Origin of the sequence: Xanthomarina sp. (genome assembly GCF_035306705.1) — a bacterium.
Classification (GTDB): Bacteria; Bacteroidota; Bacteroidia; order Flavobacteriales; family Flavobacteriaceae; genus Xanthomarina.
On record NZ_DATGNO010000127.1, the window covers coordinates 1 to 21,206 of the forward strand.

Genomic DNA, 21,206 nt, shown 5'->3' on the forward strand with positions numbered 1-21,206 from the left:
AGGTTTTTCACCTGAATATAGTACGATCCAAATACTCTGAATACGGAAGTATTCAGATATTATCTTAAAGTTTCTATCAAGTTAAAATAGTAGGACTTGATTCCAAAAGGGTTGGGATTAGATTCGAAAACACAAAAGTTATTAAACATGCCAAGGTCTATACATCCACCTTTAAATATGCATTTTATTGTTGAATTCAATAATAAAGAGCTTATTACTGATAAGAATTTTCAATCGGTAAGTGGATTAAAAGCTAGAATCCACGAAAATGAGGACAAGAAAGGGACGCATATCCAATTCGAAAATATTATCTTAAAGCGTGCTTATCAGCCAGATTCCGGACTTGTTAAATGGTGTATGGATGCTATTAATAACAACAAAAAAGAGCCTACAAACCTTATTGTCAGGCTCCTAAATGCAGATCATGACATGCTTAGTGGTTGGCAAATAGAAAAAGCGATACCCATTGCCTGGGGTGTGGAGGAATTGCATGCCCAAGAAACTAAAATACTCATTGAAACTATAGAACTGTCATACCAATGCTTTCATGTTTTGAACAGTAAAGGAAAAGTAATTGCACCGCCGACTAAACCTATTAAAAAAAAATAGTCTTTCAGAAGAAATTAGTGGCACAGAAATGAAAAAAAAGTAAAAATTAATATTAAAACTTAAAAACTAATAATATGGCTGCAATAGGAGATTATCCATTAACAAATTCCCATTTTAGAGTGGAATGGGGATCGGATTTTAGAATTGGGTTTACCGAAGTACGCGGACTCGATTTTGAAACAGAAGTCATTGAATATCGTGAAGGTAATAGTAAAAAATACAACAACTCCAAACAACCAGGTAGAACCAAATACTCAGATGTTACTTTAAAACGAGGGACTTTTGAAGGTGATTTTGATATGTTCAAAGAATGGCAAAAAACCTACTTTTTTCAGGAGGGAAATGAAACAGGCTCCAAGTTTCGTCGTACGGTTTCCATTAAACTATTAAATGAAAGTCATGAACCAGTGATTACATGGGTTCTCGAAAATGCTTGGCCAAGAAAAGTCAAGTCCACTGTTCTAAAGGCTAATTCCAGAAAAATTGCCATAGAAACAATGATATTGGTACACGAAGGCTTAAGCATTTTAGAAGCAAAATAAGCTTAGGAATCCATGAACATTAATCATCAAATTTAGAGTTTTTTTTAGGCAAACCCTTTACCTTTTTCATAAACAAATAATAGGATATCTGATTTTGAAAGTATCATAAAACTCTCCGTTTTTTTAAATGAAATCGTTTAGGGTGATTTTTATATTACCGCAATTGTTAAAGATTTCTAAAAATAAAATGGTTTCTCATCTACACCATAATAAACAATAGAATTCACTACATCTTCTCAATACAAAAAGCTACTTTTGCAGTCGTTTTTAAAGCAGTTCAATTTATATAAATTTACTTCTAAATCACAAAATTTTGGAAGGGTTTTTACACCTTATTTTTTGTCTTCTTCTTAAGTAAATCTCAAGCAAGTCCTTTTAGATTAAAAGATATGACAATAAAAAATAGCAGGTATAGAAATGGATGGCACCCAAACTAAAAGTTGGACATTTTAATGTCCGTTTTTTTTAATATTATGAAAAACCTAGATCAAAACGGATTAAACAAAGCATCACGAACGCTACTGCTCGTAGGTGTTTTATTTGTATCGATAAATCTAAGACCAGCACTTTCTAGTATTGGTCCGTTAATCGACATGATTCGTCAAGATGTTGGGCTTTCGGATACTTTATTAGGATTACTTACCACCTTGCCTTTAATTGCATTTGGTGTTGTTTCAACAATCACACCCTTGTTTACCAAGCGTTTTGGTATTGGGAACACGATTTTAGGTGCTTTGATTTTACTTAGCTTAGGAATTATAATTCGCTCTCTAGGTGGCATCTTCGAATTGTATTTAGGAACTATTCTATTGGGAATAGCCATTGCTTTTGGTAATGTATTGATTCCTGCATTAATTAAAAGAAACTTTCCGCATAAAGCTGGGTTTGTTACCAGTTTATATTCAGGGATTATGTCTTTGGGCGCTGCTTTTGCCGCAGGATTAAGTGTTCCATTGGCAATAGAACTTAATTTAGGTTGGCGAGGATCATTGGGAATATGGGCCATGTTGGCAGTCTTGGCTTTAATCATTTGGATTCCTAATATCAAACGAATTAATCGTACGCCACCTCGAAGAAGTTTTAAAGAAGCCATGAAGAAATTGAGTGGCTCGTTATTGGTGTGGAAAATGGCAATTTATATGGGACTTCAGTCATTGACCTTTTATGTTATTTTAGCTTGGTTGCCAGCCATACTTATCGACCGAGGTTTTGACGCTTCTTATGCAGGATGGATGCTTTCTTTATCGCAAGGAACGGGAATTATAGGTGCCATTTTAATTCCTTTATGGGCGGGTACAAGAAAAGATCAACGTTTGGTTATTGTTTCTTTAGTTGTTATTGAAGTTATTGCTTTGATAGGATTAATCATACCAGGAATTGGATTGGTTGAACTCTGGGTTGGTTTAATTGGAATGGTACTTGGTGGCACATTTAGTTTGGCTTTATTGCTTATTGTTTTGCGCTCTAAGGATGCAGAAACAGCTGCGGAACTTTCGGGCATTGTACAATCTATTGGATATTTTATTGCTGCAACAGGACCATTTATAGTGGGTGTAATTTATGACCTAACTCAGGTATGGAATTATGCATTAATTTTGCTGATAATACTAGCAATTATCAAACTCATAATGGGAATTGATGCGGGGAAAGACAGAAAAATTTAAGTGTCCTTATCTATTTTAAAAAACCTCTTTATTCTTATTTTTTGTCAGTTGCTTTCCAGATAATTCGAGCATTGTATTGATAGTAACGCTTTTTTTATTTAAAGGTATGGCGCTGCTCTTCTGTTGAAGATGCGCTTAGTAACTGACTAAAGATTTTTATACTATTAAAATCTCTGGTAATGGCCCCAGATACAGCAATTCCAGAAATCCCCGTTTCTAATATGTCTGTAACATCTTCTGTGGTAATGCCACCAACACCAATAAGGGGTGTTTCAGTTTTTAAAGCTTCTATAATGGCGGTATAACCGCTTAAACCTAAAACTGTAGGTAAATGGTCTTTGGTGGTTGAAAATCTAAAAGGACCCAAACTAATATAATCAACTTCCTTAGCAATTAATGTTTCACATTCTTGCAAGGTGTTTGCAGTGCCACCAATAATTTGCCAAGTGTACAAATGTTTTCTTGCTATAGTAGGACAGGCATCTGTTGGTCCTAAATGAACCCCATCGGCTTTAACTTCTTTAGCTATTTTATAGTTGTCGTTAATAATTAATCTCGTTTGGAAATGCGACGTGATGTCTCTAGCCTCTTTAGCTAACTTTAAAAGTTTTTTTTCTGAAACATTTTTAAAACGTAATTGTACTAATTCTGCTCCGGAAGCACAAGCCTTTTGAATGTTTTCTAGAAGTTCTTTTGGAGAATTTCCTTGAGATATATAATGTAGTTTAGGTATTATCATGTCTTAATTTCTTGTAGTAAAAAGATTCTGCCTTCCAGCAGGAATCTAGACACAAAAATACGATTATTATATAACCTAAGCATAACGCTTTCTTATGAAAACTAATGATCTAGAATGTTTTATTGTATTGAAAAATTCAAAAGAACTTAATATTTAACTAGGAGAGGAGTCCTTCTATTTTTTTACGGGCAGAGATTTCAATCGTATAAGTCCAAAGGCATTTAAGACTCTCATAATTAAATAAGTCATGTCAATCTCATACCATTTCACTCCAAAATTAGGGCTACTCGCAAATTTATGATGGTTGTTATGATAGCCTTCACCCATCATTAAAAAATCAAAACGAAACAGATTCTTACTTGTGTTTTTCATTTTGAAATTCACATACCCATAAATATGTCCAAACCAATTAATAATCACCCCATGAATAGGTGCCATTAAAAAAGTGACAGGTAAAAGTAACCATTGCCACCAAGCCGTTACAAAAAATGCAAAAAACAAGGTGTATAAACTAATCCATAAGATCCTGGAAAAGCGTGAACTCGCAAAATTATCAAAAGCCTTCCACTGTGGGACATTTTTTGTAAATCGCGGATCCACTTCAACCCGTTCCTGATTGATATCTTGATATATTGTTTTGGTTTTCCACATCATAGCAAACAAATTAGCATCATACTTTGGAGAATGTGGATCTTGTTCGGTATCGGTATAAGCATGGTGCATACGGTGCATGATGCCATAACCATAAGCACTTAAATAACTAGAGCCTTGAAAAACCCAGGTTAAAATAAAGGTAAGACGCTCCATAGTTTTCGACATAGTAAATACCTGATGAGCAGCATAACGATGTAAAAAGAAAGACTGAAAAAACAAGCCTCCATACCAAAGCACCAAAACAAAAATAACGATAACCATTTCTTTTTTTACAAAGATAGCCTGATAGCATGCGCCAAACAATGAACCTAAGTCAATAAATGCCTTCTACAAACGTCTTCTAATCCGACTTAAAGCCTGTGCAGTAACGCCAATATAAGAACTAATGTATTTTAACGGAATGACCTTTAAAAGTTCTGGACGTTCTTTAAATAATTTGATATAGCGTTCTTCTGCCGTTAGATTCAACAAGTTTTGCTCGCGGCTGGATTTTATTAAAAAGAGACGTTCAGCAGTCAATCTACCAATCAAATTACCGATTTTTGTGTGTTTATAAACAGCTTGTAAATCCTCGTAGGTAATACTTAGAATGGTCGTTTCCGTGAGGGCTTGTAATTCATAAGCTGAAGGTATTTGTGTTAAAAAGGAATCGTAAGCACTTATAAATTGGTCTTTAAAACTAAAGCCAAAGGTAATTTCCTTTTCGGGATTCTCTTTAGGAATATAGACGCGTACCACCCCAGATTCTATAAAAGAGATGTGATTCTCGATCTCGTGAAGTTTTAAAAAAACGGCTTTCTTTTTAATTACACGACGCTGCAGTTTGGACGTGAAAAAGGCCCAATCAGCATCTGATATCTTAGCTATCTGTTCTAAATATGCTTTTATTTGTTGCACCTGTCTTGGTTGTAATTATTCAACTTGCAAATATAAGGATTCATTTAGCCACTGGGAAAGATTAAAAAACATGAAAGATAACTTTATTGCGCTGTTTAGAATACTCTGTTATTTAAACGGGACAATTCCCACTAAAACGAAAAAAGGTTAAGACTTAAGCAAAGGTTTTAAAACTTCCCAAACCGTATTGGCTACAATTTTATGACCTTCCACTGTAGGGTGTATGCCATCACTTTGGTTAAGTTCTGCAATGCCACCTACATCTTTCAAAATGAAAGGAATAAATTCTAAATGGTTCTTTTTGGCTAGGTCGGAGTAAATCTGTCTGAATTCCATAGTGTATTCCTGTCCCATATTAGGAGGCAGTTCCATGCCAGCAAGGATGATAATGGTTTCAGGACTTTTCTTTTTAACGGCATCTATGATTGCTTGTAAATTGGCTCGCGTTTCAGATAAGGGAACACCGCGTAAGCCATCATTCGCACCAAGTTCTAATAAAAAAATATCGATGTCTTGATTTAAAATCCAATTGATTCTACTTTTCCCACCAGCTGTAGTTTCACCACTCAAACCAGAATTAATAACCGTGTAATTCAAGTTTAAATCTTCTATTTTTTGTTGTAACAGGTCTGGAAAAGCATCCTTATTATCATCAAGGCCATATCCAGCTGTAATGCTATCTCCAAAACATAAAATGGTTTTGCTGTTACTTGACGGGCCGGCTGTTTCTTCGGATGACGTAGTGGATGGAACTTCTGGGGTTGTTTTCTCAGTTTTACCATTCCCACAAGCAAGCAGTAAAAAGGCTAATATAAAATAACAAAACTTTAAGAGTTTAACGCCTATTGGAATAGGTGTAATTGAATTCAAATGATTATTTTGAGCCTTCGACATAAATGGTCTTCTTAAATTAAAATGATATGCCAAAGATATTAAAGATTACTGGGCTAGAAAAGACATATACTAGTGGTAACAAACAATTAACTGTTTTACAACATATTGATTTCGACATAAAAAAGGGACAAACCTTTTCTATTGTTGGACCTTCAGGTAGTGGAAAAACAACCTTATTAGGACTATGCGCAGGCCTAGACCAGCCGAATGCCGGTAGTGTTGAGCTATGTGGCCAGGATTTAAATAGCCTAAACGAAGACCAACTTGCTATATTGAGAAATAAGGAAGTGGGTTTTATTTTTCAAAATTTTCAATTGCTTCCAACGCTTACTGCTCTTGAGAATGTTAGCGTGCCTTTAGAATTACAAGGCTCGAAAAATGCCGTTAAAACAAGCATGACCCTATTGGAAAAAGTAGGTTTAGCCGATCGTTTTCATCATTATCCTTCTCAACTATCGGGAGGAGAACAACAACGTGTGGCTTTAGCTAGAGCTTTTGCGAATGCGCCATCCATTTTATTTGCAGATGAGCCAACAGGAAATTTAGATGAAGAAACAGGAGAGAAAGTCATTCAACTCTTATTCGATCTCAATAAAGAAGCCGGAACCACATTGGTCATTATTACGCACGATTTAGATTTAGCCAACCGAACCCAGCAAATCTTGCGTTTAAAAGGCGGTAAAATTTTATCCAACGAACGTACTGCGGTACAGTAAACATTCCATTCTAAACATGAATAAAAATACAACCTGGCTGTTTAAAATGGCATGGCGTGATGCCAAGGCGAGCCGAGTACGTTTGCTACTATTTATGGCCTCCATAATTTTGGGTATTGCTGCTGTGGTATCTATTCAATTATTCAGCACCAATTTAAAAGATAATATCAAACTGCAATCTAAAGCTCTAATGGGTGCGGATTATATTATCGATACGAAACAAGTTCCTACAGAACGTGCACAAGCTATTATAGACTCTTTACAACCTAATGCTTCGGAAGTGAATTTTGTATCCATGGTGGCTTTTCCTAAAAATGGTGGCACCAAATTAGTGAAGGTACGCGGCCTAAAGGGCGACTTCCCATTTTACGGAACCATGGACACGCAACCAGCTTCTGCTTCAAGCACTTATCAAGTATTAGGTGGAGCATTGGTTGATGCTACTTTAATGCTTCAATTTAATGCAAAACCAGGCGATTCTATAAAAGTAGGTGAATTAACATTACCTATTTTAGGTGCTTTAAAAGCCATTCCTGGAAGCACGGCAATTTCAACATCCGTCGCACCACCTATTGTAATTCCATACCGATTTATTGAGAAAACCGGGCTTTTGCAATTTGGTAGTCGTAAGGAATATCAGTTTTTTTATAAAACAACTGAAACCACGGATTTAGATCTGTTTGAAAAAGAATTACAACCTAAGTTAGAAATTGAAAATGCCGATTTAAATACGCATACTAGTGCTAGCAAACGTTTAGGACAAAGTTATAGCAACGTGGTTAAATTTTTAAACTTAGCGGCTTTTATTGCCTTGTTATTAGGTTGTATTGGCATTGCGAGTTCGGTTCATATTTATATTAAGGAAAAATTAAGTGCCATCGCCATTTTAAAATGTTTAGGAGCTTCTAGGTTGCAAAGTTTTCTTATTTTCTTGATTCAAATTGCAGGTATTGGTATTGTTGGAGGTTTGATTGGTTCTTTAATTGGTATTGGTATTCAGGAGTTATTCCCATATATTTTGAAAGACTTTTTACCTTTTTCAGTTGAAATTTCTATTTCGGCCCAACCGATATTTATTGGTGTGTTTTTAGGACTGTTTATGTCGGTGCTATTCGCTTTATTACCTTTGCTTAGAACTTGGTATGTATCGCCACTAGAAGTGTTACGGGTGGATGAACATGCGTCACAAGAACCATTGAAGGTTCGACTATTAGTATTTACGGCCATCTTAGCATTCCTTTTTTTATTTTCGTTTTGGCTGCTGGATAATATCTTATATGCCTTAGGTTTTGTGGTGGCCACACTCTTGACATTTGCTGTATTAGCAGGAATTGCTTTGCTCTGTATTAAAGCGATAAGACGATATTTCCCAAAACGTTGGGGCTTTACGCTAAGACAAAGTTTATTAAACTTATTTAGACCTAATAACCAAACTGTTGTTTTGGTGGTTGCTATTGGTTTGGGAACCTTTTTGATTAGTACATTGTACTTTACCAAAGATATTCTATTAGCTAAAACCGAAATAGAACAGAGCTCTGAAAATGCGAATATCATCATCTTAGATGTACAATCCAATCAACTCAAAGCTCTAGAAAAACAGATTACAGCCAAAGATTTACCGATTATTTCCAATATTCCGCTCGTGACCATGCGTATACATCGTATAAAAGGGGAATTGGTGAATAATTTACGCCAAGATTCCACCAATCAGGTTCGCTCTTGGATTTTAAATCATGAGTTTAGAACCACTTATCGCGATTCGCTTATAAACTCAGAAGAATTACACGAAGGAACTTGGACGCCCCAATTACAACCTAATGATCCAGTAATTATTTCTATTTCAGATAATTTGGCCAAAGACGCTAAAATAGGACTTGGAGATGCTGTTGTTTTTAATGTACAAGGCGTTCTTATGGAAACTACGGTTGGTAGCATCCGTAAAGTAGATTGGGGGCAATTGCAGCCAAACTTTACCATTGTTTTTCCTGCAGGAGTGCTGGAGCAAGCGCCACAGTTTAATGTTATTTCAACCACTGTAAAAGATGAAGCAAGTTCCGCAGACTTACAACGCGATTTAGTGGCACAATTTCCTAATGTGTCTATCTTAGATTTACGCCAAGTATATACCATTGTCGAAGATATTTTGGATAAAGTATCTTGGATTATTAATTTTATGGCCTTCTTTAGCATTATTACAGGAATCATTGTGTTGATAGGTTCTGTGCGTACCAGTAAATATCAGCGCATTAAGGAAAGCGTATTACTAAGAACGCTAGGTGCTAAAAACAGTCAGATTTTACAAATTTCTGCGTTCGAATATTTGTTTTTAGGACTGTTAGGTAGTTTGGTGGGAATTTTATTGGCCTTATTGAGCAGTTTGAGTTTAGCGCTCTTCGTTTTCAAAGAGCCTTTTGTGCCATCGGCAATTCCATTTCTAGTCTTTTTACCTGGAATTACCATCTTGGTTTTAGTTATTGGCTTAATTAACATTAGAACGGTATTGAAGAGTTCGCCATTAGAAGTTTTGCGTCGGGAAGGATCGTAGGATTTTCAATTCTTATTTGATCGTAACTATTTGTAAGTCAGTAATTTATTTCTATAGAATTTTCTTGTTATAAGACTGAAGTTAATGTGTATTTTAAAAATGATTTAAAAAAGTTATCTTGCTATTTATAGACTTTCGCGAACAGTAAATTTGAAGGTCGGATTAATCAAATTAAAGCTTAAATGAAAAACGAAACTCAAATAAAATGTCCTAACTGTGGCACATCTATAGATGTTCAAGACATCCTTTCACATCAATTGGAAGAAGAAATAAAGCAAAAATACCAATCTCAAATTGCAGAAGAAAAGAAGAAGTACGAGAGAGAGCAAGAGAAATTGAAACAAGAAAAGCTTGATTTTGAGCAAAAGAAAAAGAAAGAAAATGAACTTTTTCAAGAACGTTTGGAAAATCAATTAAAAGCAGATAAAAAAGACATAGAAGCTAAGCTGAAGTTAAAGCTAAAAGAAGAACAGTCTGAACAATTTGAGGCTTTACAAAAAGAATTAAACGAAAAATCAGAACAGGTTAAAGAATTAAATCGCTCGAAGGCAGAGATTGAAAAATTAAAGCGCGAAAAAGGTGAATTAAAAGAAGCTGTTGAAGCTGAGGCTCAGAAAAAACTGAATGAAATTCTTATTACTGAAAAGGAAAAGATTAAGAAATCTGAAGAAGACAAAAATGAATTGCGTTTCAAGGAAATGCAAAAACAATTGGAAGACCAGAAAAAGCTTACCGAAGAAATGAAACGCAAGCAGGAGCAAGGCTCTATGCAACTACAGGGAGAGGTTCAGGAATTAGCCATAGAGGAGTGGCTAGCCACAAATTTCCCGTTGGATACCATTGAAGAAATTAAAAAGGGGGCTAGAGGAGGAGATTGTATTCAAATTGTCAATACACGTACCGAGCAAAATTGCGGAAAAATATATTACGAAAGTAAACGAACCAAAGACTTTCAACCAAGTTGGATTGAAAAATTCAAAAATGACATTCGAGATAAAGGCGCCAATATTGGTGTTTTGGTTACAGAAGTTATGCCCTCAGATATGGATAGAATGGGCTTGAAAGATGGGATCTGGATTTGTAATTATGATGAATTTAAAGGGCTTTGTAATGTATTAAGAGAATCCATCGTTCAAGTTAATTTAGCCATTAGTACACAAGAAAACAAAGGAGATAAAATGCACATGCTCTATGATTATTTAACTAGTAATCAATTCAGAATGCAAATAGAAGCTATTGTTGAAGGTTTTACATCTATGAAAACAGCTTTAGATAGTGAAAAAAGAGCTATGCAGCGAATTTGGAAAGAGCGGGAAAAACAAATTGATAAAGTAACTGCAAATACAATAGACATGCATGCATCGATAAAAGGAATTGCAGGAAATGCTGTAGGGAATATTAAATCTCTTGAATTATAAGAAGAAAACATTAAATTTATCCTATTTTACTAGGGATAACTAATTCCCGTAAAACCTTATAATAGCAACGTTAGGTCGATGAAATATATTTTATTTATAGCTTCTTTCAATGCATTTTTCTTTTTGGTGCTTCTTCTACAGAAAAAACCAAAATTACTGCATGACCGCATTTTTAGTTCTTGGCTTTTGTATTTGGGTAGTATCACAGGGATTTATGCTTTCAACTTGGATTCCTTCTTCCATACGCCTCTTTTAGCCAGTGGCATTATTGCGTTGTTCCTATTACACGGTCCTTTTTTATACCTGTATGTTTCTACGCTTACTTTTAACCACCTCCAATTCAAAACCAAAAACATCTGGCATTTTTTACCGTTTATGGCATTTATTCTATACTTGCTTATTGCATCAGCTTTTCCTGACTATTCAGAGAGAATTAGGGTAGATCATGTGTCTGAGGGAGCTGCCGACACTCCTATATTATTTTTATTCTTCCTTGGTATAACATCACTTTCGGGGCCGGTTTATTTTGTTTTGGCCCAAAGGCAGTTTCACAAGACCAAAGAGTCCATCCTCAATTTTTCTTCCAAGGATATCGAATTGGATTGGTTGGGGAAATTAATTCCCGCCTTTGGAATCATTTGGACCGTTTTGATCATTATCGCTGTTATTCATCATCTGTTCCATATATTTTCCATGAGCTTTTGCATTAATGGCCTCATGTTGTCACTTTCGGCATTTATTATCTTGATTGGGTATTTTGGATTAAAACAAACAGGTGTTTTTATCAGTTATACGGATGAAGTTCCTGAAGATCCCATTATCGAAACTGAAAACTCCCCTTCCAAATTAAAAGATGACGATTTGGAACAATGTTTTTGTAAAATAGATGATTATTTTAAAACTGAAAGACCCTACTTAGAACCCGATTTAACCTTGCCCAAACTCGCCAAAAGCCTTAATGTACCTCATCATCATCTTTCGCAGGTCATCAACGAGGTATATGGACAAAACTTCTTCGATTTTATAAATAAACATCGAGTAGAAGAAGTAAAGAATAAAATTGTAGATCCTGAATACGATAAGTATTCCTTACTTGGTATCGCCTTCGAAAGTGGGTTTAACTCGAAATCTGCTTTTAACCGCGTATTTAAGAAGTTTACTAAAAAAACTCCTAGCCAATTTCGAGATTCTCAACAATAATTTAAGAATCAGTCTTTTACACTTCCAAAATCACCTTTGCCACGTCCTACTTTATAAAGTGGGACCTATACTTCTCTTTAAACCAGTGCCATGTTATAGGATAGGTCGCACAGTCTTTAGTTAGTCCATACTTTTGTTTATAGAAAATAGATATAGATTATTAATTCTAAAAACAGATATTATGAAAACTCAAGTAAAAAAAACAATCCTTATAAACCCTTTAAACAAAGAGCGGTTTTTTAAATTCAATATGCAATCTCTTCTATTGACATTTGCATTTATGCTGGCCAGTATTTCTGGATTTGCACATTGCGACTCCTATGACGGCCCAGTGATTAAGGATGCCTTAAAAGCATTGGATCAAAATAATGTACAGTTAGTTTTAAAGTGGATTGAACCACAACAAGAAATGGAAATCATTCCCTTATTCGATAAAACCTATCGTCTAAAAAGTGGAGACAAACAGGTGTATTCCATTGTTGAGAAATATTTCTTGGAAACTCTGGTAAGATTACACCGAGAAACCGAAGGTGCACCGTATACCGGATTAAAGCCAGCAGGATCGACAACGCCTTTGGTAACAATGGCAGACAATTCAATCGCAAATAAAGATGTGGAAGGTGTTATTAAAACTGTAACCAATCATTTGGAGCAAGTTCTTAGAGAGCGTTATGCCACCGTAGCAAAACTCAGCAAAACAAAAGACAATTCAGTTGTGCAAGGCCGTGAGTATGTACACGCTTATGTAGAATACACACATACTTTAGAAGCGCTAGAGCACATATTGCACGGAGATATTTCGCACTAATATTGGTTATTAGTTATTAGTTATTAGTTATTAGTTATTAGTTAAATCTAAAAAATAAAAGAAATGAAAAATATAAAAGAAATCAAAACCGCGAGGTTTCAGTTGGAAACCCTAACCTGTCCAAGTTGTATTACAAGGATAGAAGGCGTTCTAAACAAAGAGCCAGGAGTAGAAAAAGCTAAGGTGCTTTTTAACTCCAGCAAAGTAAAAATAGAATATGACGAAGAAAAAGTTTCTTCCGACCGATTGGCCGAAGTGATAGAAAAAGTAGGCTTCCCAATTGTCTCATCTTAAAAAACAGTAAATAAGATTATGAAAGCTAAACAAGTAAATAGAATAATGTATGCAGCAGGAATTTTGATTCTTGCTGCATTAGCAACCTATTTGTTCAAATGGAACAGTCTGCTATTGGATGCGCTTTTAATTACAGCTTCCATAGTCGCAGGAATTCCAACTTTTCTAAAAGCTTGGAAAGCTTCCCGACTCAAAATGTTCAGTATTGAACTTTTGGTTACCATTGCGGTTATTGGCGCGCTCATTATTGGAGAGTATGTAGAATCGGCAGCCGTTACTTTTTTGTTCCTTTTTGGAGCATTTTTGGAGGGACGTTCTTTGGAAAAGGCCCGTGCTTCCCTTAAATCCTTAATGGAAATGGCACCCTTGGAGGCTACGGTAATTCGAGATGGCATCCGCTCAATAATAATGGCGGAGGAAGTTGTTGAAAACGATTTGGTCGTCATTCAAACCGGAGAGAAAATTCCAATCGACGGTCGAGTTATTTCAGGAAGCGCCTCTGTGAACGAAGCAGCAATTACGGGTGAATCTGTACCTGCAAGCAAAGCTAAGGACGATCAAGTTTTTAGTGGAAGTATTTTGGACAGTGGATATTTGGAGGTAATTGCAGAGAATGTTGGCGAGGATACCACCTTTTCAAAAATTATTGAATTGGTGGAAGAAGCTCAGGAAGGGAAAGCAAAAACCCAAAGGTTTTTAGAGAAGTTCGCTACTATCTATACTCCGGGAATCTTGGTACTTTCTGTCCTAGTCGCGATAATTACACGAGATGTGCATTTGGCACTCACCTTTTTGGTAATCGCCTGTCCAGGAGCCTTGGTGATTTCCGCTCCAGTATCTATAGTTGCGGGAATTGGAAATGGTGCCCGAAACGGAATTTTAATAAAAGGTGGGGAAGTGATGGAAAACCTAGCAAAAATTAATGCTATGGTATTCGATAAGACAGGAACCCTAACAAGGGGTAGACCAGAAGTCACCGCAGTTAAAGCCTTTGGTATAGACGAAAAAGAATTACTGTTGATGGCAGCAGAAGCAGAAGTGGTTTCCGAGCATCATTTGGGAAGAGCTATTGTAAAAGAAGCGGAGAGAGAAGGATTAAAACTTCTGAATAAACCTACAGAAGTAAACGTTCTTAAAGGCCGTGGAATTGAAGTGAATTTGAATGGAAAACCACTCTATATCGGGAATCGAAAAGGACTTTTCCAGAATGGAATTCTTATAGAAGTTGAAGTGGAATCCTATGCCACGGAACAAGAAAAAGCCGGAAACACTGCCGTCTTTATTGCCGATGATAAAAAAGTGATGGGAATTATTTCCATTGCTGATATGATAAGGGATAGAGCTAAAAATACCATTCACCAACTAAAATCAATTGGCATTGAACATTTAGTCATGCTTACTGGCGACAATAAACACACTGCCAATATTGTTGGTGAGCAATTGGGGATGGATTGCATTTTTGCAGAACTACTTCCCGAAGATAAAGCTCTGAAAGTGAAATCCTGTATGGGGAAAGGCAGAAAACTGGCAATGGTTGGCGATGGCGTAAATGACGCTCCCGCAATTGCTAGTGCCGATGTTGGAATTGCGATGGGAGTTGCAGGCACCGATATTGCGATGGAGACAGCAGATGTTGTTTTAATGGCCGATAATCTCGATAAACTGGTTCACGCATTAAAACTTTCAAAAGCAACGGTGCGCAATATGAAACAAAACATGTTTATCGCCGTGGGAACTGTAGCGCTTTTATTGGCCGGGGTTCTCACTAAAAACGTGAACTTAGCCTCTGGAATGCTCATCCACGAATTGAGTGTGCTTTTGGTAATTCTAAATGCCATCCGTTTGGTTCGTTTTAAACCTTCTATCCGCTTTAAGCAACCAGCTAATCTAATGGAAGAGCCTGCTTACGTTGCAAGAAAATATGTTCGAGAATGTTAAATACAGAAAAACTTTCCAACGTATTTGATCCAAATATTTAAGATTTTATTAAATTGCATTATAATTTAATACCCAAACAAAATAAAGCAGGTGCAAAACATCTGCTTTATTTTGTTTCTAGGGAGTTAAGAAGTTTAATGTTTTTAATACCCGATTTCATTTTAGGATAATAGAAAAACTTCATCTTTACTAATAATCATTCCTATAAATTTGTCCTATGTCATTCATTATTTCCATTTTTTAACCCTCTTGAAATCTATTTGAAGTTATTTAAGCATATTTTTGTATTTACTGAGGTTAGAAGATAATAACTCATCATATAAATTTTTAAAGCTTATTAATTATGGTCAGAAGTGTTTTTTTAATTCTTTTTTTATTCCCACTTATGGCTCTTCATGCCCAATTATTGGAAGTAAAGGAAAAAATAGGCAATATTTCAGATGTAATTAATGATGGCTTTGTAGAGCTGCAGGTTTCTGGAGGCGTACCTCCTTATACCTACAAATGGTCCAAGTCCGACATTCCTTTGGATTCACCTTCTGCGTATGGACTAACCGAAGGCATTCCCTATACTGTAAAAATTACCGATAGTCGTGGAAATTCAATGACACGTTCCTACGAAATTAAACCAGAGATCATTACCGAACATTTTAATGGTGCCGCTGTCCCTTTTGTAGAAAAATTAGGAGCTTTCCTCTTTTGGGATCCATTTAGCGCTATGGGTATTTACGACCCCATAGTTTATGTCGATGTGAAAAAAGTGCCTGTTGCAGGCTGGACTCCTGCCACAGAAGATAAGTTTGTGCTCAAGCACTGGACTGTCGAAAATGACATGCAGGTACATGAAGGAGATCTTATAGCCATCGTAGAATCCTCTAAGGAAGGAAAAATAAACATTTATGCCAATGCAACGGGAATCCTCAACCAACTTTCAAAAAAAGGAGAAGTTATCTATGATTCAGAAAATAACAAAGACGTTATTGAGGTAGGGGCACATAACCTAGCAGAAATAAAATATTTAGAACCGGTAATGGTTACCCATCCCAATGGAGACCCAATAAGTCATAACATACCGCTTATTGTAATTTGGTTAATTTTTGGCGCCGCATTTTTTACGGTAAAAATGGGGTTTATCAATTTTAAAGGAATGAAACATTCCATAGATCTTGCCAGAGGAAAGTACGATGATCCTTCGGCCCCTGGAAAAATAAATCATTTTCAAACTATGACCACGGCTGTTTCGGCAACGGTTGGATTGGGGAATATTGCAGGAGTTGCGCTCGCTATTTCTATTGGAGGAGCAGGAGCGACCTTTTGGATGATTATTGCCGGTATACTGGGCATGGCGTCCAAATTTGTAGAATGTACTCTTGGTTTAAAATATAGGTTCATCAATTCTGAAGGAAAGATTTTTGGAGGTCCCATGAATTATTTGGAATATGGGCTTAAGAGAAGAAACTTAAAGTGGTTGGGGAAGTTCCTAGCCGTGCTCTTTGCCGTACTGTGTATTGGAGCTTCGATGGGTGGTGGAAATATGTTTCAGGCAAATCAGTCTTTTGAAATACTTGCTGGCCAATTTGAGTTCATGGAGGGAAAAGGGTTTTACTTTGGTCTAGGCCTCGCAGCTCTTGTGGGTGCTGTAATTATTGGAGGTATTGAAAGTATAGGCAAAGTAACTGGACGTGTTGTGCCGTTAATGGCAGCCGTATATGTTATTTCTGCTTTTGTTGTGATAGGTGTTAATTATGAAAATATTGGATCCGCTTTTTCAGCTATTTATAATGGAGCTTTTAATGCGTCGGCATTAAATGGCGGGGTGATTGGCGTGTTGATCGTAGGATTTCAAAGAGCAGCTTTCTCCAGTGAATCTGGGATTGGTTCGGCAGCAATTGCACACAGTGCTGGAAAAACCCACCATCCTGCTTCTGAAGGATATGTGGCCTTAATAGAACCTTTTATAGATACTGTAGTTATTTGTACACTCACAGCATTGGTGCTTATTTTTACTGGAATGCATGAGGTTGATGGAATAGGAGGTGTGCAACTAACCTCTAGTGCCTTTGCCACAGTAATGCCATGGTTTCCATATGTTTTGTCTTTGGTCGTGTTTCTGTTTGCTTTTTCAACCATGATCTCTTGGTCGTACTACGGCATGCGTGCCTGGACCTATCTCTTTGGAAAAACCACTACCAGCGAATTAATCTATAAAGCAATATTTCTGGTCTTTGTGGTGATAGGAGCTTCGGTAGGGTTGGGAGCCGTGCTCGACTTTTCGGATATGATGATTTTAAGTATGGCATTCCCGAATATTATCGGTTTATATATCATGTCTGGTGAAGTACGGAATGATCTTCGTGAATATACACGTAAATTAAAGGCTGGGGAATTGTTCAAAAAACCTTCAGTTTAATCTTTTCAAAAACTGATAAAAAGCAAGATTTTCTATGAATTTAAAAAGACCTTACTTTAAATCATTGCGTTACATTATAAGCTATAACGCAATGGTTAACATAAAATCATTTCAAGATTATCAACAGAGAAATTAAACCAGCGGAATGGCTAATAAGGGTATTTGCAGTTCATCGATTAAATCTTTTTTCTTGTTTTCAGTAAACAGTCCATAGATCAAATTTCTCTTTTTATGCCCAGCCACTACAAGATCAATATCATGCTCTGTGACAATTTTTTTAATAGATTTAATAACCGAACCTTCAATTAAAAGGCCTTTAGCAGGAATGTGATGTTTTTCCTCAATATCCTGTGCCACTTGTTTAATCAAAGCAGCCGATTTTTCATTTTCTTCAGTTCGTTTATCATAAATAAACTGAGGTCCTGCCTCACGACTCAATAAATCCGTAGGATTAGCTGCCGAAACGTGAATTATCCAAATTTTCCCATTTGTGAGCTTGGCAATTTCAACCGCATGAGCTGTTAATTGATTGGCATTTTTTAGATGGTCTACGGCTACGAGTATATTCTTCATAAAAATCAAATTTAGTACTACTCAAATTTAAGTAAAAAAAATGCTTCTTTTCAAAATTTACCCTGGAATTAAATGAAACAACATCTAATGCAGAAGATGAATTTATAAAACAAGTTTCATTAGAGCTTTATGAAACCAGCATTGAAAAGATAAAAACGAAAAAGTAGAATTATTGAACAACAAACCTGTAAGAGATACATTATCAAAGACACTTATAATAATACGCTGATAAATCAATTCAAACTTTTTCATTTAAAATAGTTGTCCGTTCATTTTTTTACATACATTTGTCCCACAATTAAGAAATCAATGAACAGTTTAAATATTATTCCTTCTATTATTATTGTAAATGTGATTATCACATCTGCAGAGGGAATGCTATAGAAATATATAAAACATATTTAAAAAGCCTCCCGAGACATCAGGAGGCTTTTTTTATGACAAAAACAAAATGACAAAAAATACCAACATCATTATTATCAGCATTATTATTTGCTCTTCGGAGTGAGTCAGGCGGGTAATATCCAATTTTAAGCCTTTCTCATTCACTTGAGAAAGGCTTTTTTATTTTATACAAAATCGAAACATGAAAACAAATACGAACATCATTATTATCAGCATCATTATTATTCGCTCCTTCGAGTGAGTCAGGCTGGTAGTATCCAAATTTTAAGCCTTTCTCATTCACTTGAGAAAGGCTTTTTTTATTCTATAAAACAACAATTAAATCAAACCAATATGTATTACAACAACAACACGCTTATCTACCTTGACAGAAAGTTTGTAAACGCTAATAAAGCTTCAACAGATTTGTACAGTCAGACTTTGCACTATGGTTATGGCGTATTTGAAGGTATCCGTGCCTATGCTACCGAAAACGGAACCTGTGTTTTTAAGGCCAAAGAACATTATGACCGATTGAAAAACTCAGCAGAACTCGTCAACATTCCATTTGATTATTCTACACAGGAATTAGTGGATGCCACTTATAAACTATTGGAAAAAAATAATTTGACCAATGCTTATGTGCGTCCCTTGGTGTTCTGCGATCCAAACATGTCCCTAACCAGACCAAACAAGGTGTCCATCATGATTTGTGCTTGGGAATGGGGCGCATATCTAGGCAATAAACAGCTGCGTTTAACGGTTTCTTCCTACTGTCGCCCACATCCACGTTCTATAAAAATTGAAGCCAAAGTTTGTGGCCATTATGTGAATTCTATTCTCGCCACAAATGAAGCAAAAGACAAAGGGTTTGATGAAGCCTTGCTTTTGGATAGCGATGGGTATTTGGCAGAAGGTCCAGGTGCTAATCTGTTTTTCGAAAAGGATGGGGTTTTATACACGCCACAATTAGGAAACATTCTCCCTGGAATTACACGCGCTACAGTTTTAGAATTAGCAGAAGAGCTTGGAGTCGAAGTAAAACAAGGTCTTTTCACACCTGACGTATTAGATTCGGCAGATAGCGCCTTCTATTGCGGAACGGCTGCCGAAATTATTGGAATTGAATCCATAGATAATAGAAAATTTCCTAAAAACTGGAACGATTCACTGGGAAGAAAATTACAGGAAACCTATTCACAATTGGTTAGAATATCAGCAAAAATATTAAGCACAACAACATAATGAAAACACTCAATAAATATAGCAAAACCATCACACAAGACGAAACGCAACCTGCCGCACAAGCCATGCTTTACGGCATCGGATTAACGGAAGATGATATGCAAAAAGCACAAGTAGGTATTGTAAGTACCGGTTACGAAGGCAATACTTGCAACATGCACTTGAACGACTTGGCGAAAGAAGTAAAAACAGGAGTTCAGATCGAAAATCTTGTGGGATTAATATTCAACACGATTGGCGTGAGCGATGGAATTTCCAACGGAACAGACGGCATGCGTTTTTCATTGGTTTCCCGAGATGTCATAGCCGATTCTATCGAAACGGTGGTTAGTGCGCAATGGTACGATGCAGTTTTAGCCGTTGTTGGTTGCGATAAAAACATGCCAGGTTCTATAATGGCCATGGGCAGATTAAACCGTCCAGCAATCATGATCTATGGCGGAAGTATTCACTCTGGAAAATGGAAAGGAGAATCGTTGAACATCGTTTCCGCTTTTGAAGCTTTAGGGAAGAAATTCAACAACACTATAACGCCCGAAGATTTTAAAGGCGTTATAAAAAATGCTTGTCCGGGCGCTGGCGCTTGTGGTGGAATGTACACGGCAAACACGATGGCATCGGCCATTGAAGCATTGGGAATGAGCTTGCCTTACAGTTCGTCCAATCCGGCTTTGAGTCACGAAAAAAACCAAGAATGTTTAGATGCCGGAAAAGCCATTAAAGTTTTATTGGAAAAAGACATCAAACCCAAAGACATCATGACCAAAAAAGCCTTTGAAAATGCGATGACCATGGTAACTGTTCTTGGAGGTTCCACCAATGCCGTCATGCATTTAATAGCTATGGCACATTCAGTAGACATCCAATTGACCTTAGAAGATTTTCAGAAAACAAGTGATCAAGTTCCTGTGTTAGCCGATTTAAAACCAAGCGGTAAATACTTGATGGAAGATTTACACGCGGTCGGCGGAGTTCCTGCTGTAATGAAATACTTATTGGAAAACAAACTGTTACATGGCAATTGCTTAACAGTTACTGGAAAAACTATTGCAGAAAACTTAGCGGATGTTCCAAGTTTAACAGCAGGACAAGACGTATTTCTTCAGTTAAACACCCCTTTAAAGGCTACAGGCCATCTGCAGATTCTCTACGGAAATTTAGCTTCTGAAGGTTCTGTGGCAAAAATAAGTGGCAAGGAAGGCGATTATTTTGAAGGTACAGCAAAAGTGTACGATGACGAATATGCTGTAATTGACGGCGTACGAAACGGAGAAGTAAAAGCAGGGAATGTGGTGGTAATTCGATATTGCGGACCAAAAGGTGGTCCTGGCATGCCCGAAATGCTAAAGCCAACATCCGCCATTATGGGAGCTGGCTTAGGAAAATCGGTTGCGCTAATAACCGATGGGCGGTTTTCAGGAGGGACGCATGGTTTTGTGGTTGGTCATATTACTCCCGAAGCCTATGTAGGTGGAGCGATTGCTCTTGTAAAAGATGGAGACACCATCACCATTGATACAAAAAACAATACCCTTGAATTAAAAGTTAGCAATCAGGAACTGGCCAAACGAAAATCCGAATGGAAACAACCCGAACTCAAAGCTACTAAAGGGGTTTTGTATAAATATGCTAAATGTGTTTCAAGTGCCTCGACAGGCTGTGTAACCGATAATTAA

General features: G+C 36.6%; 18 protein-coding genes. 13 read left to right on the plus strand and 5 right to left on the minus strand.

The genetic code is table 11. The features are described from left to right. Nucleotides 1-147: 147 nt before the first annotated feature. The 3 genes from VKY47_RS10500 to VKY47_RS10510 all read left to right on the plus strand — a co-directional run bounded on the left by VKY47_RS10500 (nucleotide 148) and on the right by VKY47_RS10510 (nucleotide 2,815). A complete protein-coding gene (locus VKY47_RS10500; protein WP_324312635.1) occupies nucleotides 148-609 on the plus strand; it encodes a phage tail protein in 462 nt (153 codons plus the stop codon). 74 nt (nucleotides 610-683) lie between these two features. Continuing rightward, the gene (locus VKY47_RS10505) at nucleotides 684-1,151 is read left to right on the plus strand and encodes a phage tail protein (RefSeq protein WP_324312636.1); all 468 of its coding nucleotides are present in this window, start codon (nucleotides 684-686) and stop codon (nucleotides 1,149-1,151) included. 473 nt (nucleotides 1,152-1,624) lie between these two features. Then, the gene (locus tag VKY47_RS10510; protein WP_324312637.1) at nucleotides 1,625-2,815 is read left to right on the plus strand and encodes a CynX/NimT family MFS transporter; all 1,191 of its coding nucleotides are present in this window, start codon (nucleotides 1,625-1,627) and stop codon (nucleotides 2,813-2,815) included. 94 nt (nucleotides 2,816-2,909) lie between these two features. Here VKY47_RS10510 and thiE read toward each other — a convergent pair whose 3' ends face one another. The 4 genes from thiE to VKY47_RS10530 all read right to left on the minus strand — a co-directional run bounded on the left by thiE (nucleotide 2,910) and on the right by VKY47_RS10530 (nucleotide 5,999). Further along, the gene (gene thiE, locus VKY47_RS10515; RefSeq protein WP_324312638.1) at nucleotides 2,910-3,554 is read right to left on the minus strand and encodes a thiamine phosphate synthase; all 645 of its coding nucleotides are present in this window, start codon (nucleotides 3,552-3,554) and stop codon (nucleotides 2,910-2,912) included. A gap of 174 nt (nucleotides 3,555-3,728) precedes the next feature. Continuing rightward, complete coding sequence (locus VKY47_RS10520) at nucleotides 3,729-4,469, minus strand: acyl-CoA desaturase (protein ID WP_324312640.1); 741 nt, start codon at nucleotides 4,467-4,469, stop codon at nucleotides 3,729-3,731. 66 nt (nucleotides 4,470-4,535) lie between these two features. Then, complete coding sequence (locus tag VKY47_RS10525) at nucleotides 4,536-5,105, minus strand: Crp/Fnr family transcriptional regulator (RefSeq protein WP_324312642.1); 570 nt, start codon at nucleotides 5,103-5,105, stop codon at nucleotides 4,536-4,538. A 147-nt stretch (nucleotides 5,106-5,252) separates the two neighbouring features. Beyond that, nucleotides 5,253-5,999 (minus strand): arylesterase, encoded by a 747-nt coding sequence (locus VKY47_RS10530; protein ID WP_324312644.1) that lies wholly within the window; start codon nucleotides 5,997-5,999, stop codon nucleotides 5,253-5,255. A gap of 26 nt (nucleotides 6,000-6,025) precedes the next feature. Here VKY47_RS10530 and VKY47_RS10535 point away from each other — a divergent pair, with 26 nt between their 5' ends. From VKY47_RS10535 to VKY47_RS10570, 8 genes are all read left to right on the plus strand, one after another. Continuing rightward, nucleotides 6,026-6,715, plus strand: a complete 690-nt coding sequence (locus tag VKY47_RS10535) for an ABC transporter ATP-binding protein (RefSeq protein ID WP_324312645.1) — start codon at nucleotides 6,026-6,028, stop codon at nucleotides 6,713-6,715. A 46-nt stretch (nucleotides 6,716-6,761) separates the two neighbouring features. After that, nucleotides 6,762-9,260 carry an ABC transporter permease gene (locus VKY47_RS10540; protein WP_324312675.1) on the plus strand — a complete coding sequence of 833 codons (2,499 nt, stop codon included), beginning with the start codon at nucleotides 6,762-6,764 and terminating at the stop codon, nucleotides 9,258-9,260. Nucleotides 9,261-9,442: 182 nt separating this feature from the next. After that, nucleotides 9,443-10,678: a DUF2130 domain-containing protein gene (locus VKY47_RS10545; RefSeq protein WP_324312647.1), complete on the plus strand. Its 1,236-nt coding sequence runs from the start codon at nucleotides 9,443-9,445 to the stop codon at nucleotides 10,676-10,678. Nucleotides 10,679-10,756: 78 nt separating this feature from the next. Next, a complete protein-coding gene (locus VKY47_RS10550) occupies nucleotides 10,757-11,878 on the plus strand; it encodes a helix-turn-helix domain-containing protein (RefSeq protein WP_324312649.1) in 1,122 nt (373 codons plus the stop codon). Between the two features lie 181 nt (nucleotides 11,879-12,059). Then, nucleotides 12,060-12,686, plus strand: coding sequence for a DUF6448 family protein (locus tag VKY47_RS10555; protein WP_324312651.1), 627 nt, complete (start codon nucleotides 12,060-12,062; stop codon nucleotides 12,684-12,686). Nucleotides 12,687-12,749: 63 nt separating this feature from the next. Then, nucleotides 12,750-12,980, plus strand: a complete 231-nt coding sequence (locus VKY47_RS10560) for a heavy-metal-associated domain-containing protein (RefSeq protein ID WP_324312653.1) — start codon at nucleotides 12,750-12,752, stop codon at nucleotides 12,978-12,980. An 18-nt stretch (nucleotides 12,981-12,998) separates the two neighbouring features. After that, entirely contained in the window at nucleotides 12,999-14,918 is a 1,920-nt protein-coding gene (locus tag VKY47_RS10565; protein WP_324312655.1) for a heavy metal translocating P-type ATPase, read from the plus strand. A gap of 343 nt (nucleotides 14,919-15,261) precedes the next feature. Beyond that, complete coding sequence (locus tag VKY47_RS10570; RefSeq protein ID WP_324312657.1) at nucleotides 15,262-17,328, plus strand: amino acid carrier protein; 2,067 nt, start codon at nucleotides 15,262-15,264, stop codon at nucleotides 17,326-17,328. 132 nt (nucleotides 17,329-17,460) lie between these two features. On the opposite strand, the gene VKY47_RS10575 is transcribed toward VKY47_RS10570, so the two are convergent. Beyond that, the gene (locus VKY47_RS10575; protein WP_324312659.1) at nucleotides 17,461-17,901 is read right to left on the minus strand and encodes a universal stress protein; all 441 of its coding nucleotides are present in this window, start codon (nucleotides 17,899-17,901) and stop codon (nucleotides 17,461-17,463) included. A gap of 738 nt (nucleotides 17,902-18,639) precedes the next feature. On the opposite strand from VKY47_RS10575, the gene VKY47_RS10580 reads away from it, so the two are divergent. Beyond that, entirely contained in the window at nucleotides 18,640-19,530 is an 891-nt protein-coding gene (locus VKY47_RS10580; protein ID WP_414731223.1) for a branched-chain amino acid transaminase, read from the plus strand. Further along, a complete protein-coding gene (ilvD, locus tag VKY47_RS10585) occupies nucleotides 19,530-21,206 on the plus strand; it encodes a dihydroxy-acid dehydratase (protein ID WP_324312662.1) in 1,677 nt (558 codons plus the stop codon). The genes VKY47_RS10580 and ilvD overlap by 1 nt, the downstream gene beginning before the upstream one ends.